Below are 13642 nucleotides of genomic sequence, written 5' to 3' on the forward strand. Positions count from 1 at the left end.
AGCATCGCCCGCGACGCGTAAACCGCCGCCGTATAGCCCGCAGGCCCCGAGCCGATGATCAGCACGCGCGTGTGTTTGGTCCCGGACATGGCTTCCGACATGGCGTCGCTCCGTATGTATTCATTTTCCCGCATATAATGGCGCGAACGCGGCGGGCAAGGGGTCGGGATGCACCTAACCTCTCGGGACGATGCGGACAAGCGGGGGCGCATCCGGCCTGGCAACCGCGCGGCCAAGATCGGAAACGCTCGATATTCCGCACATTTATTTCGCTAAGACGAAATATTATTGCGCCTTCGACCCGCTATGCCTACATAAGCGCAAACACACAGGAGATCCGCCGTGATGCCCGGCAGCAAACTCGACCCGATCGACCGGATGATTCTTGCCGAATTGCAGGCCGACGGACGCATGACCAATGTCGAACTGGCCAAGCGGGTGGGGATCTCGGCCCCGCCCTGCCTGCGCCGCGTGCGCACGCTGGAAGAGGCGGGCTATATCCGGGGCTATCATGCGCGTGTCGACGTGCGCGCGCTGGGCTTCGAGGTGCAGGTTTTCGCCATGGTCCGCCTGCATCGCCAGAACGAGGCCGATCTGCGCGCCTTCGAGGATCGCTGCCGCGCCTGGTCGCTGGTGCGCGAATGCCACATGCTCAACGGCGAGATCGACTTCATCCTCAAATGCGTGGCGCCCGACCTCTCGACCTTCCAGTCCTTCCTGACCGAAGACCTGCTGGCCGCCGACAACGTGGCCTCGGTCAAGACCTCGCTCGTCATCCGCGGCGCCAAGGATGAACCCGGCGTGCCCTTCGACGTGCTCGAAGACCGCTATACGCGCGAAGCCTGACGCCCGCGCCGGACACTCGCCCTTTCACTTTGCCCCAAATACTCGCGGGGGTGAATGGCCCGGAACGGGCCAGAGGGGGCGGCAGCCCCCTGTTTCGCGTGTCGCTCCGTTCGGGGCCCTTCCGCGACCTCGCGCGAAACGCTTTTCAACGCCGCCCGCAGGCTTTACCTAGATCCCCGCAAGGAGGGCCCCCATGGCGACCATTCTCGACAAGATCAAGGCCTACAAGCTTGAGGAAATCGCGGCCGCCAAAGCCGCGCGCCCGCTCGCAAGCGTCGAGGCCGAGGCCCGCGCTGCCGACGCCCCGCGCGGCTTTCACCGCGCGCTGAAAACGGCGTCGGCCACGGGCTACGGGCTCATCGCCGAGATCAAGAAAGCGAGCCCCTCGAAGGGCCTCATCCGCGCCGATTTCGACCCGCCGGCGCTCGCGCGCGCCTACAAGGCGGGAGGCGCGACCTGCCTGTCGGTGCTGACCGACACGCCCAGCTTCCAGGGCGCGCCCGATTTCCTGAAAGCCGCCCGCGCCGCCGTGGATCTGCCCTGCCTGCGCAAGGATTTCCTTTATGACACCTACCAGGTGGCCGAGGCCCGCGCCTGGGGCGCCGATTGCATCCTGATCATCATGGCCTCGGTTTCCGACGCGCAGGCGGCCGAACTGGAAGAAGCCGCCACGGGCTGGGGCATGGACGTGCTGATCGAGGTCCATGACGATGCCGAACTCGACCGCGCGCTGGCGCTGAAATCGCCGATGATCGGGATCAACAACCGCAATCTCAACACCTTCGAGACGACGCTCGACACGACCCGCAGGCTGGCCGCGCGGGTGCCCGACGGGCGGATGCTGGTGTCGGAAAGCGGTCTCTTCACGCCCGCCGACCTGGCGGACATGGCCGCTCACGGGGCGCGCTGCTTCCTCATCGGCGAAAGCCTCATGCGGCAGGACGATGTCGCCGCCGCGACCCGCGCGCTGCTGGCCGATCCGGTGGCGTCATGAGCGGCCTCACCCATTTCGACGCCGAGGGGCGGGCGGTGATGGTCGATGTCTCGGACAAGCCCGTGACCGCGCGCGTGGCGACCGCCTCGGCGCATGTCGTCATGCAGCCCGAAACGCTGGCGCATATCCTGCAGGGTACCGCGAAGAAGGGCGACGTTCTGGGCGTCGCGCGGCTTGCGGGCATCATGGCGGCCAAGAAGACGTCCGAGCTGATCCCGCTCTGCCATCCCCTGCCGATCACCAAGGTGACTGTCGATCTGACGCCCGACGAAGTCCTGCCGGGCGTGCGCATTCTGGCCGAGGTGAAGACCACCGGCCAGACCGGGGTCGAGATGGAAGCCCTCACCGCCGCATCGACCGCCGCGCTCACCGTCTACGACATGCTCAAGGCGGTCGAGAAGGGCATGGAAATCGGCGGCATCGCCGTCCTGCGCAAAGAGGGCGGAAAGTCGGGGACGTATGTCAGGAACGGGGCATGATCCGCGTCGCCGAAGCCGAAGCGCTATGCCTTGCGCTGGTCAAGCCCTCGGGCGCGGCTGAGGCCGTGTCGCTGGCGCAGGCGGCGGGGCGGACGCTGGCGCGGGCTGCCGTCGCGCAGCGCGCGCAGCCGCCGTTTCGCTCGGCGGCAATGGATGGCTACGCGTTGCGGGATGCCGAGCTTGCCGTCGGCGCCGTCTTTTCCGTGATTGGCGAATCCGCCGCCGGGCATGGCTGGCGCGGGGAGGTGGGCCCCGGGCAGGCCGTGCGCATCTTCACCGGCGCGCCAGTGCCCGAAGGCGCGGATCATGTCGTCATTCAGGAAGACGTCACGCGCGAGGGCGATCGGATCACGATCCAGCCCAATCTCGGCAACGGTCCCAATATCCGCGCCGCCGGCGGCGATTTCGAGGCGGGGTTCGCGCTCGATGCCGGGCGCGCGCTGTCGCCCGCCGATCTGGCGCTGCTGGCGGCGATGAATGTCGCGCAGGTTGAGGTCGCGCCGCGTCCGCGCGTCGCGCTTCTGGCCACCGGGGACGAGCTGGTGATGCCTGGCGAAAATCCCGGTCCCGACCAGATCATCGCATCGAACACCTTCGCGCTGAAGGCGATGGTCGATCAGGCGGGGGGCGAGGGGGTGATCCTGCCCATCGCGCCCGACCGTCGCGACGCGCTCGAAGCGGCGATGGCCGAGGCCGCGCAGGCCGATATCGCGGTGACGATCGGTGGCGCCTCGGTCGGGGATTATGACCTTGTCGGACAGGTGGGCGAGGCTCTGGGAATGCAGCGCGCCTTCTACAAGATCGCCATGCGTCCGGGCAAACCGCTGATCGCCGGCACGCTTTCGGGCAAGCCCTATTTGGGCCTGCCGGGGAACCCGGTTTCGGCGGTGGTGACCGCGCATCTGTTCCTTTTGCCGATGGTGCGTCGCTGGCTGGGGCAGGCGGCGGTCGGACCGGCACGGATGACGGCGCGGCTGGGGGCGGCTGTCGGCCCGACCGGCCCCCGGACGCATTACATGCGCGCGCGGCTCGAGGACGGGATCGTCACCCCGTTCGAGCGACAGGACAGCGCATTGCTGAGCGTTCTCGCCGGCGCCAACGTGCTGCTGGAACGCCCGCTGGGCGACGGGCCACGCGAGGCGGGCGAGGCGGTGCCTGTTCTGCTTTTGTAGTCATCGCGGTTGACACAAAAGGGGAACATGCGTAGAACAGTGGTAAAACGCCTGACCTTTCCCTGTTGGAGGCCGCGATGCTGACCCGCAAACAGCTCGAACTGCTGGAACTGATCGACGAACGCATGAAGCGTGACGGGGTGCCCCCCTCTTTCGACGAGATGAAGGATGCGCTGAACCTGCGGTCGAAATCGGGGATCCACCGGCTGATCACGGCGCTGGAGGAACGCGGCTTCATCCGGCGTCTTGCCCACCGCGCCCGCGCCATCGAAGTGGTGCGCATGCCCGAAGCGCTGGAAAAGCGCGTGCCCGAAGTGATCGACGGCGGCGCACCCGTTGCCGCCCCGGCGCAGCCTGCGCGGGCGATGCCGGTGCACGAAGTTCACGCGCTGGAATTGCCGGTCATGGGCCGCATCGCCGCCGGTACACCGATCGAGGCGATCTCGGAAGTGTCGCGCCATGTCGCCGTGCCCGGTTCGATGCTGGGGGGCAAGGGCGATCACTACGCGCTGGAAGTGCGCGGCGATTCGATGATCGAAGCGGGGATCCACGATGGCGACATCGTCGTGATCCGCGAACAAACGACGGCGGATAACGGCGATATCGTCGTGGCGCTTGTCGAAGGACAGGAAGCGACGCTGAAACGCTTCCGCCGCCAGCGCGGCATGATCGCTCTGGAAGCGGCTAACCCGGCCTATGAAACCCGTGTTCTGCGCGACGATCAGGTCGCGGTGCAGGGGCGCCTGGTGGGCCTTATCCGCAGCTACTGAGCCGAAGGGCCGGTAGACCCGCAGTCATGGCGCGCGCCGGTCGCCGCGCGTGGGCATGGGTATTCGTGCGTGGGATATAGGGTTTGGTCGTCGGTTTCGGGGCTTTGGGCGCCTGCTTCGGGAAGACGCTGGCAGGGAACCGATCCCGGCGCAAGCTTCTGGTAGCCGGATCCGGATTGCCTCTAATGGCGTTATCCCTTTGGACCGCTGAGACGGGCGTTTGCCTTCAACCCTGTGCGTTTGCGGCACGCCCTTGAGTGGTGGCCTGCGCCAAGCAGGGGTCTTGAGCGAAAGCCTGTCTCTTCGGCAATTGGCTTACAAACTGTCATTCGTTTGGCGGCTGACGCGGTCGGGCCTCCTCATCGTCCTGCCTTTGCCTCGCCTTTGACGCGGGAGGGCGGGCGCGGCGCGGAAGGGCATCGTCCGCCCTTGTCGCGGACCTTCGTAGCAAAGACGGTTCCGGGTCAACGCCGGGAGATCGCGGGGACCGCAGTGGCTTCTGCAAGACGTGGCTGCGGCAGAGGTACCGGCAGACGTGATGACCGCTCTGACAGCAAGCCTCCAACCGGATCCCGATCTTGGACGCTTCTCGTCTTTCGGCAACACCGCCGGGACAGGGAGCAGGGGCCGTCGGACCGATCAGGGGTGTCCTTTGTCACGGGCATCCGGCTTCGGTCCGGTGCGGCAGACCGGGAAACGGTCTGCGCGGTCCGTCCAGAGAATGGCCTATCGCCAAATCCGGCGCCTTCTCCGGCATTTCCTCGACGGCGGACACCGAAGATTGCGGATCCGCGCGCGGCATCGGTTCACGCAAACCTGTTCCGGACCCGCGCCGCCCTCAAACTTTCAGCAAACAGAAAGACCGCCCGAGACCCGGGCGTCTCCGTCCCTCTTGCGCTCCGCTCAGCCCGAGGAGCGCCGCAGCGGAACGACGCCCTGGGTCGAGGGCGCCGGGCAGCGGCGGCCGCGATCGGCGATCAGCGCGCTCAGCGATTCGCGCAGGCGGTCCAGATGCAGGGGTTTCGTCAGGCAATCGTCGAAACCCTCGCGCAGATAGGATTCCACCTGATGCGCCATCGCGTTGGCGGTAAAGGCCACGATCGGCAGCGCTTTCACGCCGGCGGCCTGCGCGTCGCCCTCGGCCACGCGGCGGGCCTCGCGCGTGCGGATTTCCTTCTGCACCGTGACGCCGTCCATATCCGGCATCGAGATGTCGAGGATCACCAGGTCGAACGCCTCGCGCTCATAGGCTTCGAGCGCCTCGCTGCCGCCATTGACCAGCACCGCGGCGATGCCGAGCTGCCCCATCATCGCCGCAAGGATCATCCGGTTGGTGCGGTTGTCATCGGCGGCCAGCACCCGCAGCGCCTGCAGGTCGGGCGCGACCAGCGCGGGGTCGGGCGCGGGAACGGCCATGTCGGGCAGGTCGGTGCGCGGGACGGGCAGGGTGATGACGATCGTGGTCCCGGCATTGGGGATCGTCTCGACGCTGATCTTGCCCTGCATCATGTCGACCAGCCGGTTGACGATCGGCATGCCCAGACCGGTGCCGCCGAACCGTCGCGCGATCGAGCTGTCGGCCTGGCCGAAATCCTCGAACAGATGCGACAACTGCGCCTCGGTCATGCCGATGCCGGTATCGCGTACGGTCATCGTCAGCTCGCCCGAGGCGCCGCAATCGATCTCGACCCCGACCGAGCCGTTCTCGGTGAACTTGATCGCGTTCGAGACGACATTGTGCATGATCTGCAGGATGCGGTGGGGATCGCCCAGCCGCGCACTGTCCCCGTCGCCCGTCACGCTGACCCCGAAGGAGATGCGCTTTTCCGACGCTTTCAGCGTGTGCACCGATTCGATGCGCTGCGCCAGCTCGGTGGGGATGAAGGGCACGACCTCGATCTCCATCAGGTCGGCCTCGATCTTGGACATGTCGAGCAGGTCGTTGATGATGCTCAGAAGCAGCGCCCCGGATTCGTGCATCACCTTGACCATGCGGCGCTGATCGGGATCGTTGATCAGTTTTTCCAGCACCTCGGCCACGCCCAGCACGCCGTTGAGCGGTGTGCGCATCTCGTGGCTCATCTTGGCCAGGAAATTCGACTTGGCGGTGTTGGCGCGGTTGGCTTCTTCCAGCGCTTCCTCGCGCTTGCGCTCGGCCATGGTCTGGTCGGTGACGTCAATCAGCGCGTAGACGACGCGGGCGCGCGTGCCCCCCTCCTGCACCACCGGCGCGGCGTGGATCGAGACGAAATGCTCGCCGCCATCCCGGGTGGCCAGCTGCAACCGCTCGACCGGGGCCAGAACGCCCATGCGCATGGCAAGGTCGAAGGGCGTCTCGCCGGCGGGAATGGTCGAGCCGTCCTCGCGCCGGTAGCCGAAAAAGGCCGGGTCCTCGTGATGGCTGCCCAGCATCTGCACGCTGGGGACGCCCAGCATCGATTCTGCGGCGTTGTTGACGAAATTGATGATCCCGTCGGTATCGATCACCACGATTCCCATCGCCGAGGTCGAGGTGATCGAGGACAGGAAGGCACGCTCGTCGGCCAGTTCCTGCTGGGCGATGCGCATGTCGGTGTCCTGCTCGCGCCGGATCAGGACCGAGCAGATCACATCCGCCACCGATTGCAGCAGATAGACCTCGCCGGGGAGGAACGAGTGGGTCTTGTGCACCCCGTCGAAGCCCACGAAGCCATAGGTCGAGCCTTCCGAGCGCATCGGCACCAGAAGGATCGAGCGGACGGATTGCTCCTCGAGCGTCAGGCGCGAGGGGGAGTCTGGCGGCAATTCGTTGACATCGGGGACGTGGACGACATCGCCGCGGCCCAGATCCTCGGCAATCGGGCCGTACAGCTCGATCGGCAGTTCCTGAAGGTGGTCGATCATCGGATCGATCCCTTCGGCGCACCATTCATGCGTGTTCTGCGTGATCTCGCCGTGATGGACGAAGACATAGGTCCGGTCGCGCCGACAGTAATCGCCCAGCCGCGCGATGGCCTCTTCGACCGCGGCGTCGGTCTGTTCGATCGGTGCGCGCAGAAGGTTGTTGAGGATCTCGACGACCAGCGCCTGAATGCGCGTCAGCCGCGTTTCATTGCTGATGATGTCTTCGTCGACCGTCGTTTCGTCGTTCATGCTGTCCGTCCTGGCCATTCGTCCGATGGTACGAACCCGTCGGCACCCTGCGCGGGCGACGCATCCGGTCCGAGGAAACAGAGACCCGAGAGGATCCCCCGACGCGTGCAACCTTCGCACGAATACCGTTAATTCTGCCCTTCCAGCCGTGTCGTGGCAAGGGGGCGCGACTTGCGACGCACCGGGCCTTGGGCTAGCCCGGCATAAACGCCGAATGAGGAAACACTATGTCCGAAAAGCTCGATCCCGTCGATTTGACCGCGCGCCTGATCCGCTGCCCTTCGGTCACCCCCGCAGAGGGCGGCGCGGTGGTGCTGCTGCAGGAGACGCTGGAAGCGGCGGGTTTCACCTGCACGCGGGTCGACCGCAACGGCACCGCGAACCTGTTCGCCCGCTGGGGACAGAAGGGGGCCAACAAGTCCTTCGGCTTCAACGGGCATACCGATGTCGTGCCGCCGGGCGATGCGTCGGAATGGCGCTTCGATCCGTTTTCCGCGACCGAGGCCGAGGGCAAGCTCTGGGGCCGGGGTGCCTGCGACATGAAATCGGGCGTGGCGGCTTTTGTTGCGGCGGCGGTGGACTTCGTGCGCGAAACGCCGCCCGACGGCGCCGTGGTGCTGGCGATCACCGGGGATGAAGAGGGCGACGCCACGGACGGAACCGTGGCGCTTCTGGACTGGATGGCGGAGCAGGGCGAGCGGATGACGCATTGCCTCGTGGGCGAGCCGACCTGTCCCACCGAGATGGGCGAGATGATCAAGAACGGGCGCCGGGGCTCGATGACCGCGCGGATCGAGGCGCGCGGCGTGCAGGGCCATTCTGCCTATCCGCACCGGGCGAAGAACCCGCTGCCCGCGCTGGTGCGGCTGCTCGACCGGCTGGCCAGTCACGAGCTGGATCAGGGCAACAGCCAGTTCGATCCGTCGACGCTGGCGCTGACCACGGTGGATGTGGGCAACCCGGCCACCAACGTGATCCCGGCCAGCGCGAAGGCGGTCCTGAATATCCGCTTCAACGACATCCATTCGGGCGCCAGCCTGACGACATGGCTGGAAAAGGAAATCGCCCGGGCCCGCGAGGAAAGCGGCATCGACTTTTCGATGACGGTCAAGGTTTCGGGCGAGAGTTTCGTCACCCAGCCGGGATGGTTCACCGATCTGGTGTCCGACGCGGTCGAAAAGGGCTGCGGGCGCCGCCCCGCCTTGTCGACGACGGGCGGCACCTCGGATGCGCGGTTCATCAAGGATCATTGTCCGGTGGTCGAATTCGGGCTGGTGGGGCAGTCGATGCATCAGGTGGACGAGCATGTCGAAACGGCCCATGTGCGCCAGCTGAAGGACGTGTACCGGCACATCCTGGACCGATACTTCGACAACTAAACCGGGTCCCGGCAGCGGGAACCCGGCCCGTCGCGCGGGCTTCAGGCGCCGTCGCTGCGCGCGGCGGCGTCATCGCGCGCCTTGGCCTCGGCGGCCTCTTCCTGCGCGGCCTCGCTGTGCCAGTTCAGGATCGCCTCGACCGCCTCGTCCGCGGTTTCGACCATCCGGAACAGCTTCAGATCCTCGGCCGAGATCGTCCCGGCCGCGGCCAGCATCTCCCAGTTGACGATCTTTTCCCAGAAATCGCGCCCGAACAGCAGGAACGGAATCGGCTTCATCCGGCCCGTCTGAATCAGCGTCAGCGATTCGAACATCTCGTCCAGCGTGCCGAAGCCGCCGGGGAACACGGCAACGGCGCGGGCGCGCATCAGGAAATGCATCTTGCGGATCGCGAAGTAATGGAAATTGAAGCACAATTCGGGCGTCACGTAGCGGTTGGGCGCCTGTTCGTGCGGCAGCACGATGTTCAGCCCGATGGACTTTCCGCCCGCTTCCTCGGCGCCGCGATTGCCCGCCTCCATCACGCCGGGGCCGCCGCCGGTGGTCACGATCCAGTCGTTGCCGCCTTCGGCCAGCGACATCTCGGTGATGCGCCGCGCGAAGATCCGGGCCTCGTCGTAGTAATGCGACAATTCGGCCAGCATCGGCGTCTTGGCGCTGTCCTTCTTGGCGGGTTCGGGGATGCGCGCGCCGCCGAACAAGACCACGGTGGATTTCACCCCGGCCTCGTTCATCGCCATTTCGGGCTTGAGCAGTTCCAGCTGCAGCCGCACCGGGCGCAGGTCGTCCTGACAGAGGAAATCGTCATCGGCAAAGGCCAGACGGTAGGTCGGCGATTGCGTCTGCGGCGTTACCGGAATCTGGCGCGCGGTCTCGATATCCTGATGGCTGTCGCGAAAGGCGTGACGCCGCGCCTGCCGGGTCTCGGCGCGTGCCTTGGCCTCGGTAATGGTCTCGTCGCTGGACGGTTTCGACATGGCGGCTCCCCTTTCACATTCCGGACCCCCTAGGTAGTGTTGCCGCGGCTCCATGACCAGCGAAACACAAGGCGGAGAGACTTATGGATTGGCGCGCAGAGATCGAAGCCGCAGCGGGTCGCATCGCCGGCCATGTCCGCCGAACCCCTGCGATGGATATCACGTTGGGCGGCCACGCGGTCGAGATCAAGCTCGAACAGCTGCAGCATACCGGCAGCTTCAAGGCCCGCGGCGCGTTCAATTCGCTGATCAAGGGGCCGGTGCCCGAGGGCGGGGTTGTCGCGGCCTCGGGCGGCAATCACGGCGCGGCGGTGGGTCATGCGGCCGCAAGCCTTGGCATCCCCGCGCAGATCTTCGTGCCGGAAATGGCGGGCCCGTCGAAAATCGCGTTGATCGAGCGGACGGGCGCAGGCTTGACCGTGGTGCCCGGGCAATATGCCGACGCGCTCGAGGCAGCCCTTGCCTACGAGAAGAAAACCGGCGCGATGCAGGTGCATGCCTATGACGCGACCGGCACGCTGGCCGGGCAGGGGACGCTGGCGCGCGAATGGGACGAACAGGGGCTGAGCGCCGACACCGTGCTGATCGCGGTGGGCGGCGGCGGGCTGATCGGCGGATCGCTGGGCTGGTGGCAGGGCGCGCGCAAGGTCGTCGCGGTCGAGCCGGAAACTTCCTGCGCGCTGCACGCGGCGCTGAAAGCGGGCGAGCCGGTCGATGTCGAGGTCTCGGGCGTCGCCGCCAATGCGCTGGGCGCGCGCCGGGTCGGCGCGCTGTGCTACGGGCTGGCGGCGGGGCAAGGGATCGACACCGTGCTGGTCAGCGACGCGGCGATCACCGAAGCGCAGCGCCTGTTGTGGCGCGAGGCCCGGCTTCTGGTCGAACCCGCCGGAGCCACGGCGCTGGCAGCGCTGATCTCGGGCGCCTATCGCCCGGCCGAGGGCGAGCGGGTGGCGGTGCTTCTGTGCGGCGCCAACCCCGCCCCGGAGCCGGTCTGAATTACAGGTAGCGCCCGCCGCGCTGCAGGACCTCGATCTGGTAGCCGTCGGGATCGGCGACGAAGAAAAAGCGTGCGATTACCTCGCCCTCCGGCGCGAAATCCACCAGATTGCGCGGCGACAGGCCCTCGGCCTCGAACCGGGCATGCTCGGCGGTGACGTCATCGACCGACACCGCCAGATGCCCGTAGCCGTCGCCCAGATCGTAGGGCTCGGTTCGGTCCTTGTTCACCGTCAATTCCAGCTCGAATCCGGTTTCCGGGTTCGACAGGTAGATCAGCGTGAAAGCGTCGAAATCCAGCCGGTCGGCGACCTTCAGCCCGAAGGCCGTGTCGTAGAAGGCAAGTGAGCGCGCCTCGTCCAGCACGCGGATCATCGAGTGGATCATCTTGGCCATGGGAAACTCCTGTCATGTCGCCGCTGCGATCTAGCCTGTCGCGGCGGCGATGCAAACCGGAAGCGAAAGCGCTGCATTGTCCGCAGGCCCGCCGCCCGCTATAGGGCTTGGCAACCGAAAACACCGGAGAAGCGCCCCATGTCGAACGCCGCACTCGAAACCGCCATCGAAGCCGCCTGGGAGGCCCGCGACGGGATCACCCCCGCGACCAAGGGCGAAACCCGCGACGCCATCGAAGCGACGCTGGCCGCGCTCGATTCGGGGTCGCTGCGGGTAGCCGAACGCGGCGAGGACGGCACCTGGCATGTCAACCAATGGGCCAAGAAGGCGGTTCTGCTGGGCTTCCGCCTGAAGGACATGGAAGAGCAGTCGGGCGGCCCGCAGGGCGGCGGCTGGTGGGACAAGGTCGACAGCAAATTCAAGGGCTGGGACGCCGCGCAGTGGAAAGAAGCGGGCTTCCGCGCCGTCCCCAACTGCGTCGTGCGCAAATCGGCCTATATCGCCCCGGGCGTGGTGCTGATGCCGTCCTTCGTGAACCTGGGCGCCTATGTCGATACCGGCACCATGGTCGATACCTGGGCCACCGTCGGCTCCTGCGCGCAGATCGGCAAGAACGTGCACCTGTCGGGCGGTGTCGGCATCGGCGGCGTGCTGGAACCGATGCAGGCCGGTCCGACCATCATCGAGGATCACTGCTTCATCGGCGCGCGCTCGGAAGTGGTCGAAGGCGTGATCGTGCGCGAGGGCTCGGTTCTGGGCATGGGCGTGTTCATCGGCCAGTCGACCAAGATCGTCGACCGCGCCACGGGCGAAGTCATGTATGGCGAAGTCCCGGCCGGCTCGGTCGTGGTGGCGGGCTCGATGCCCTCGACCGGCGGCGTCAGCCTGTATTGCGCGGTGATCGTGAAGCGCGTGGACGCCAAGACCCGCTCGAAGACCTCGATCAACGAGCTGCTGCGCGACTGACCGCATCCCCCGCTGGATGGGGCCGCCGCCCGCCTTTGAAAACAAGGCCGGGCGGCGGAACTTTTTCCGCGCCCGGCTTGTTAACCCCGCAATAACCGGGTGCGGCCCGGTGTCACACAATCCTTTGGGGGTACTTCCATGACCGGACTTGGTTGGATCGCGGCGATCATCATCGGCGGCATCGCCGGCTGGCTTGCCGAACAGTTCATGAAATCGAACATGGGCATCCTGATGAACATCATCCTCGGTATCGCCGGAGCGGTGATCCTGAACTTCATTCTCGTGGCCCTTGTCGGCGCGACGCTGGGTGGCTGGATCGGCCAGCTGGTCGTGGGCTTCATCGGCGCCTGCATCCTGATCGCCATCGCGCGGATGTTCCGCCGCACGGCCTGACCGGATCGCCTTTTGACGGCCCTGCACGACATCCTGTCGTGACGTGACGAAGCCGGGCGCCCCGCCGCGCCCGGCTTTCGCTTTTCCCCCATTGTCCCAAGCCGGAGCGCCGATGTTCGCGGACCTGCCGCTGTCCCTGTTGCTTGTCGTCTTCTTTGCCGCGGGCGCGGTGGTCGTCGCGGTGTCGATCCGCGCCACGCATCTGGCCGACCTGATCGCCGACCGGACCCGCATCGGCGAGGCTATGGCGGGCGCGGTCATCCTGGGGGGCGCCACCTCGCTGTCGGGGATCGTGGTATCGGTCACGGGCGCTGCGGGGGGAGACGCGTCCTTCGCGGTCTCGAACGCCGTGGGAGGCATCGCCGCGCAGACGCTGTTCCTGGCCATCGCGGATCTGCTCTACAAGCGCGCCAACCTGGAACACGCCGCCGCCGAGCCCGCCAACCTGTTCCAGGCGGTGCTGCTGATGGCGATGCTGTCCTTGCCCGTCGCGGCGATGGCGGGGCCCGATATCTCGGTCTGGTCGGTGCATCCGGTCTCGGTGGTGATGTTCTTCACCTATATCGCGGGCGTTCGGCTGTCCGCGCAGGTGGGCGAGCGGCCGATGTGGCGGCCCGTCCAGACCTCGGAGACGCGGCGCGACGAGCCCGAGGATGACAACGACCCCGACGCGCCCGTCACCCGCCCGGCCCTCGTCTTTGCCGGGCTGGTGGTGATCATGGGCCTGTGCGGCTGGGTCATCAGCCAGGTGGGCGGAACCTTCATCACCCGTTTCGGCCTGTCGTCCAGCATGGTGGGCGCGCTGATGACCGCCGTGATCACCTCGCTGCCCGAGCTTGTCACCACGCTGGTCGCGGTCCGCAAGGGATCGCTGCAACTGGCCGTGGGCGGGATCATCGGCGGCAACACCTTCGACACGTTGTTCATGGTGTTTTCGGATGTCGCCTATCGCGACGGGTCGATCTATCAGGCGATCGGGCCCACGGATCTGTACTGGCTGTCGACGGGCATGCTGATGACCGCGATCCTGCTGGGCGGATTGATCCTGCGCCAGCGCAATGGTCCCGCGCGGATCGGGATCGAGAGCGTGCTGCTGATCGCGGTCTATGCGCTGGCGGTGGCGGTCGAGTTGTTCGCCTGAC

Annotated in this window: 13 protein-coding genes; 10 read left to right on the forward strand and 3 right to left on the reverse strand. The window is 66.6% G+C overall.

Annotation, left to right across the window (positions count from 1 at the left end):
* Positions 1–345 precede the first annotated feature (345 nt).
* The 5 genes from C4N9_RS10515 to lexA all read left to right on the forward strand — a co-directional run bounded on the left by C4N9_RS10515 (position 346) and on the right by lexA (position 4261).
* Complete coding sequence (locus C4N9_RS10515) at positions 346–846, forward strand: Lrp/AsnC family transcriptional regulator (RefSeq protein WP_109533291.1); 501 nt, start codon at positions 346–348, stop codon at positions 844–846.
* A 193-nt stretch (positions 847–1039) separates the two neighbouring features.
* Complete coding sequence (trpC, locus tag C4N9_RS10520) at positions 1040–1840, forward strand: indole-3-glycerol phosphate synthase TrpC (RefSeq protein ID WP_109533292.1); 801 nt, start codon at positions 1040–1042, stop codon at positions 1838–1840.
* The gene (gene moaC, locus C4N9_RS10525) at positions 1837–2319 is read left to right on the forward strand and encodes a cyclic pyranopterin monophosphate synthase MoaC (protein WP_109533293.1); all 483 of its coding nucleotides are present in this window, start codon (positions 1837–1839) and stop codon (positions 2317–2319) included. Before trpC ends, moaC begins: the two co-directional genes overlap by 4 nt.
* A complete protein-coding gene (locus C4N9_RS10530; protein WP_109533294.1) occupies positions 2316–3491 on the forward strand; it encodes a molybdopterin molybdotransferase MoeA in 1176 nt (391 codons plus the stop codon). The genes moaC and C4N9_RS10530 overlap by 4 nt, the downstream gene beginning before the upstream one ends.
* Before the next feature lie 77 nt (positions 3492–3568).
* Entirely contained in the window at positions 3569–4261 is a 693-nt protein-coding gene (gene lexA / locus C4N9_RS10535) for a transcriptional repressor LexA (RefSeq protein WP_109533590.1), read from the forward strand.
* Between the two features lie 903 nt (positions 4262–5164).
* On the opposite strand, the gene C4N9_RS10540 is transcribed toward lexA, so the two are convergent.
* Positions 5165–7393, reverse strand: a complete 2229-nt coding sequence (locus tag C4N9_RS10540; RefSeq protein ID WP_168192202.1) for an ATP-binding protein — start codon at positions 7391–7393, stop codon at positions 5165–5167.
* Positions 7394–7620: 227 nt separating this feature from the next.
* On the opposite strand from C4N9_RS10540, the gene dapE reads away from it, so the two are divergent.
* Positions 7621–8772, forward strand: a complete 1152-nt coding sequence (dapE, locus tag C4N9_RS10545) for a succinyl-diaminopimelate desuccinylase (RefSeq protein WP_109533296.1) — start codon at positions 7621–7623, stop codon at positions 8770–8772.
* A 41-nt stretch (positions 8773–8813) separates the two neighbouring features.
* Here dapE and C4N9_RS10550 read toward each other — a convergent pair whose 3' ends face one another.
* Positions 8814–9749 (reverse strand): LOG family protein, encoded by a 936-nt coding sequence (locus tag C4N9_RS10550; protein WP_109533297.1) that lies wholly within the window; start codon positions 9747–9749, stop codon positions 8814–8816.
* Between the two features lie 83 nt (positions 9750–9832).
* Here C4N9_RS10550 and C4N9_RS10555 point away from each other — a divergent pair, with 83 nt between their 5' ends.
* On the forward strand, positions 9833–10744 hold the full coding sequence (locus tag C4N9_RS10555) for a threonine/serine dehydratase (RefSeq protein WP_109533298.1): 912 nt from the start codon (positions 9833–9835) through the stop codon (positions 10742–10744).
* A 1-nt stretch (position 10745) separates the two neighbouring features.
* On the opposite strand, the gene C4N9_RS10560 is transcribed toward C4N9_RS10555, so the two are convergent.
* Positions 10746–11141 (reverse strand): VOC family protein, encoded by a 396-nt coding sequence (locus C4N9_RS10560; protein ID WP_109533299.1) that lies wholly within the window; start codon positions 11139–11141, stop codon positions 10746–10748.
* Positions 11142–11279: 138 nt separating this feature from the next.
* Here C4N9_RS10560 and dapD point away from each other — a divergent pair, with 138 nt between their 5' ends.
* The 3 genes from dapD to C4N9_RS10575 all read left to right on the forward strand — a co-directional run bounded on the left by dapD (position 11280) and on the right by C4N9_RS10575 (position 13641).
* Positions 11280–12107: a 2,3,4,5-tetrahydropyridine-2,6-dicarboxylate N-succinyltransferase gene (gene dapD / locus C4N9_RS10565; RefSeq protein WP_109533300.1), complete on the forward strand. Its 828-nt coding sequence runs from the start codon at positions 11280–11282 to the stop codon at positions 12105–12107.
* A gap of 138 nt (positions 12108–12245) precedes the next feature.
* On the forward strand, positions 12246–12500 hold the full coding sequence (locus tag C4N9_RS10570; RefSeq protein ID WP_109533301.1) for a GlsB/YeaQ/YmgE family stress response membrane protein: 255 nt from the start codon (positions 12246–12248) through the stop codon (positions 12498–12500).
* Positions 12501–12612: 112 nt separating this feature from the next.
* Positions 12613–13641 carry a sodium:calcium antiporter gene (locus tag C4N9_RS10575; RefSeq protein WP_109533302.1) on the forward strand — a complete coding sequence of 343 codons (1029 nt, stop codon included), beginning with the start codon at positions 12613–12615 and terminating at the stop codon, positions 13639–13641.
* Position 13642 lies beyond the last annotated feature (1 nt).

It is taken from the genome of Pararhodobacter marinus, assembly GCF_003122215.1.
GTDB classification, from domain to species: domain Bacteria; phylum Pseudomonadota; class Alphaproteobacteria; order Rhodobacterales; family Rhodobacteraceae; genus Pararhodobacter; species Pararhodobacter marinus.

Bases quoted from the DNA above. Each gene is read 5' to 3' on its own strand.
- C4N9_RS10575 (WP_109533302.1), top strand. From the start codon at position 12,613: ATGTTCGCGGACCTGCCGCTGTCCCTGTTGCTTGTCGTCTTCTTTGCC.
- moaC (WP_109533293.1), top strand. From the start codon at position 1,837: ATGAGCGGCCTCACCCATTTCGACGCCGAGGGGCGGGCGGTGATGGTC.
- lexA (WP_109533590.1), top strand. From the start codon at position 3,569: ATGCTGACCCGCAAACAGCTCGAACTGCTGGAACTGATCGACGAACGC.
- dapE (WP_109533296.1), top strand. From the start codon at position 7,621: ATGTCCGAAAAGCTCGATCCCGTCGATTTGACCGCGCGCCTGATCCGC.
- C4N9_RS10555 (WP_109533298.1), top strand. From the start codon at position 9,833: ATGGATTGGCGCGCAGAGATCGAAGCCGCAGCGGGTCGCATCGCCGGC.
- C4N9_RS10530 (WP_109533294.1), top strand. From the start codon at position 2,316: ATGATCCGCGTCGCCGAAGCCGAAGCGCTATGCCTTGCGCTGGTCAAG.
- C4N9_RS10515 (WP_109533291.1), top strand. From the start codon at position 346: ATGCCCGGCAGCAAACTCGACCCGATCGACCGGATGATTCTTGCCGAA.
- C4N9_RS10550 (WP_109533297.1), bottom strand. From the start codon at position 9,749: ATGTCGAAACCGTCCAGCGACGAGACCATTACCGAGGCCAAGGCACGC.
- dapD (WP_109533300.1), top strand. From the start codon at position 11,280: ATGTCGAACGCCGCACTCGAAACCGCCATCGAAGCCGCCTGGGAGGCC.
- trpC (WP_109533292.1), top strand. From the start codon at position 1,040: ATGGCGACCATTCTCGACAAGATCAAGGCCTACAAGCTTGAGGAAATC.
- C4N9_RS10540 (WP_168192202.1), bottom strand. From the start codon at position 7,393: ATGAACGACGAAACGACGGTCGACGAAGACATCATCAGCAATGAAACG.
- C4N9_RS10570 (WP_109533301.1), top strand. From the start codon at position 12,246: ATGACCGGACTTGGTTGGATCGCGGCGATCATCATCGGCGGCATCGCC.
- C4N9_RS10560 (WP_109533299.1), bottom strand. From the start codon at position 11,141: ATGGCCAAGATGATCCACTCGATGATCCGCGTGCTGGACGAGGCGCGC.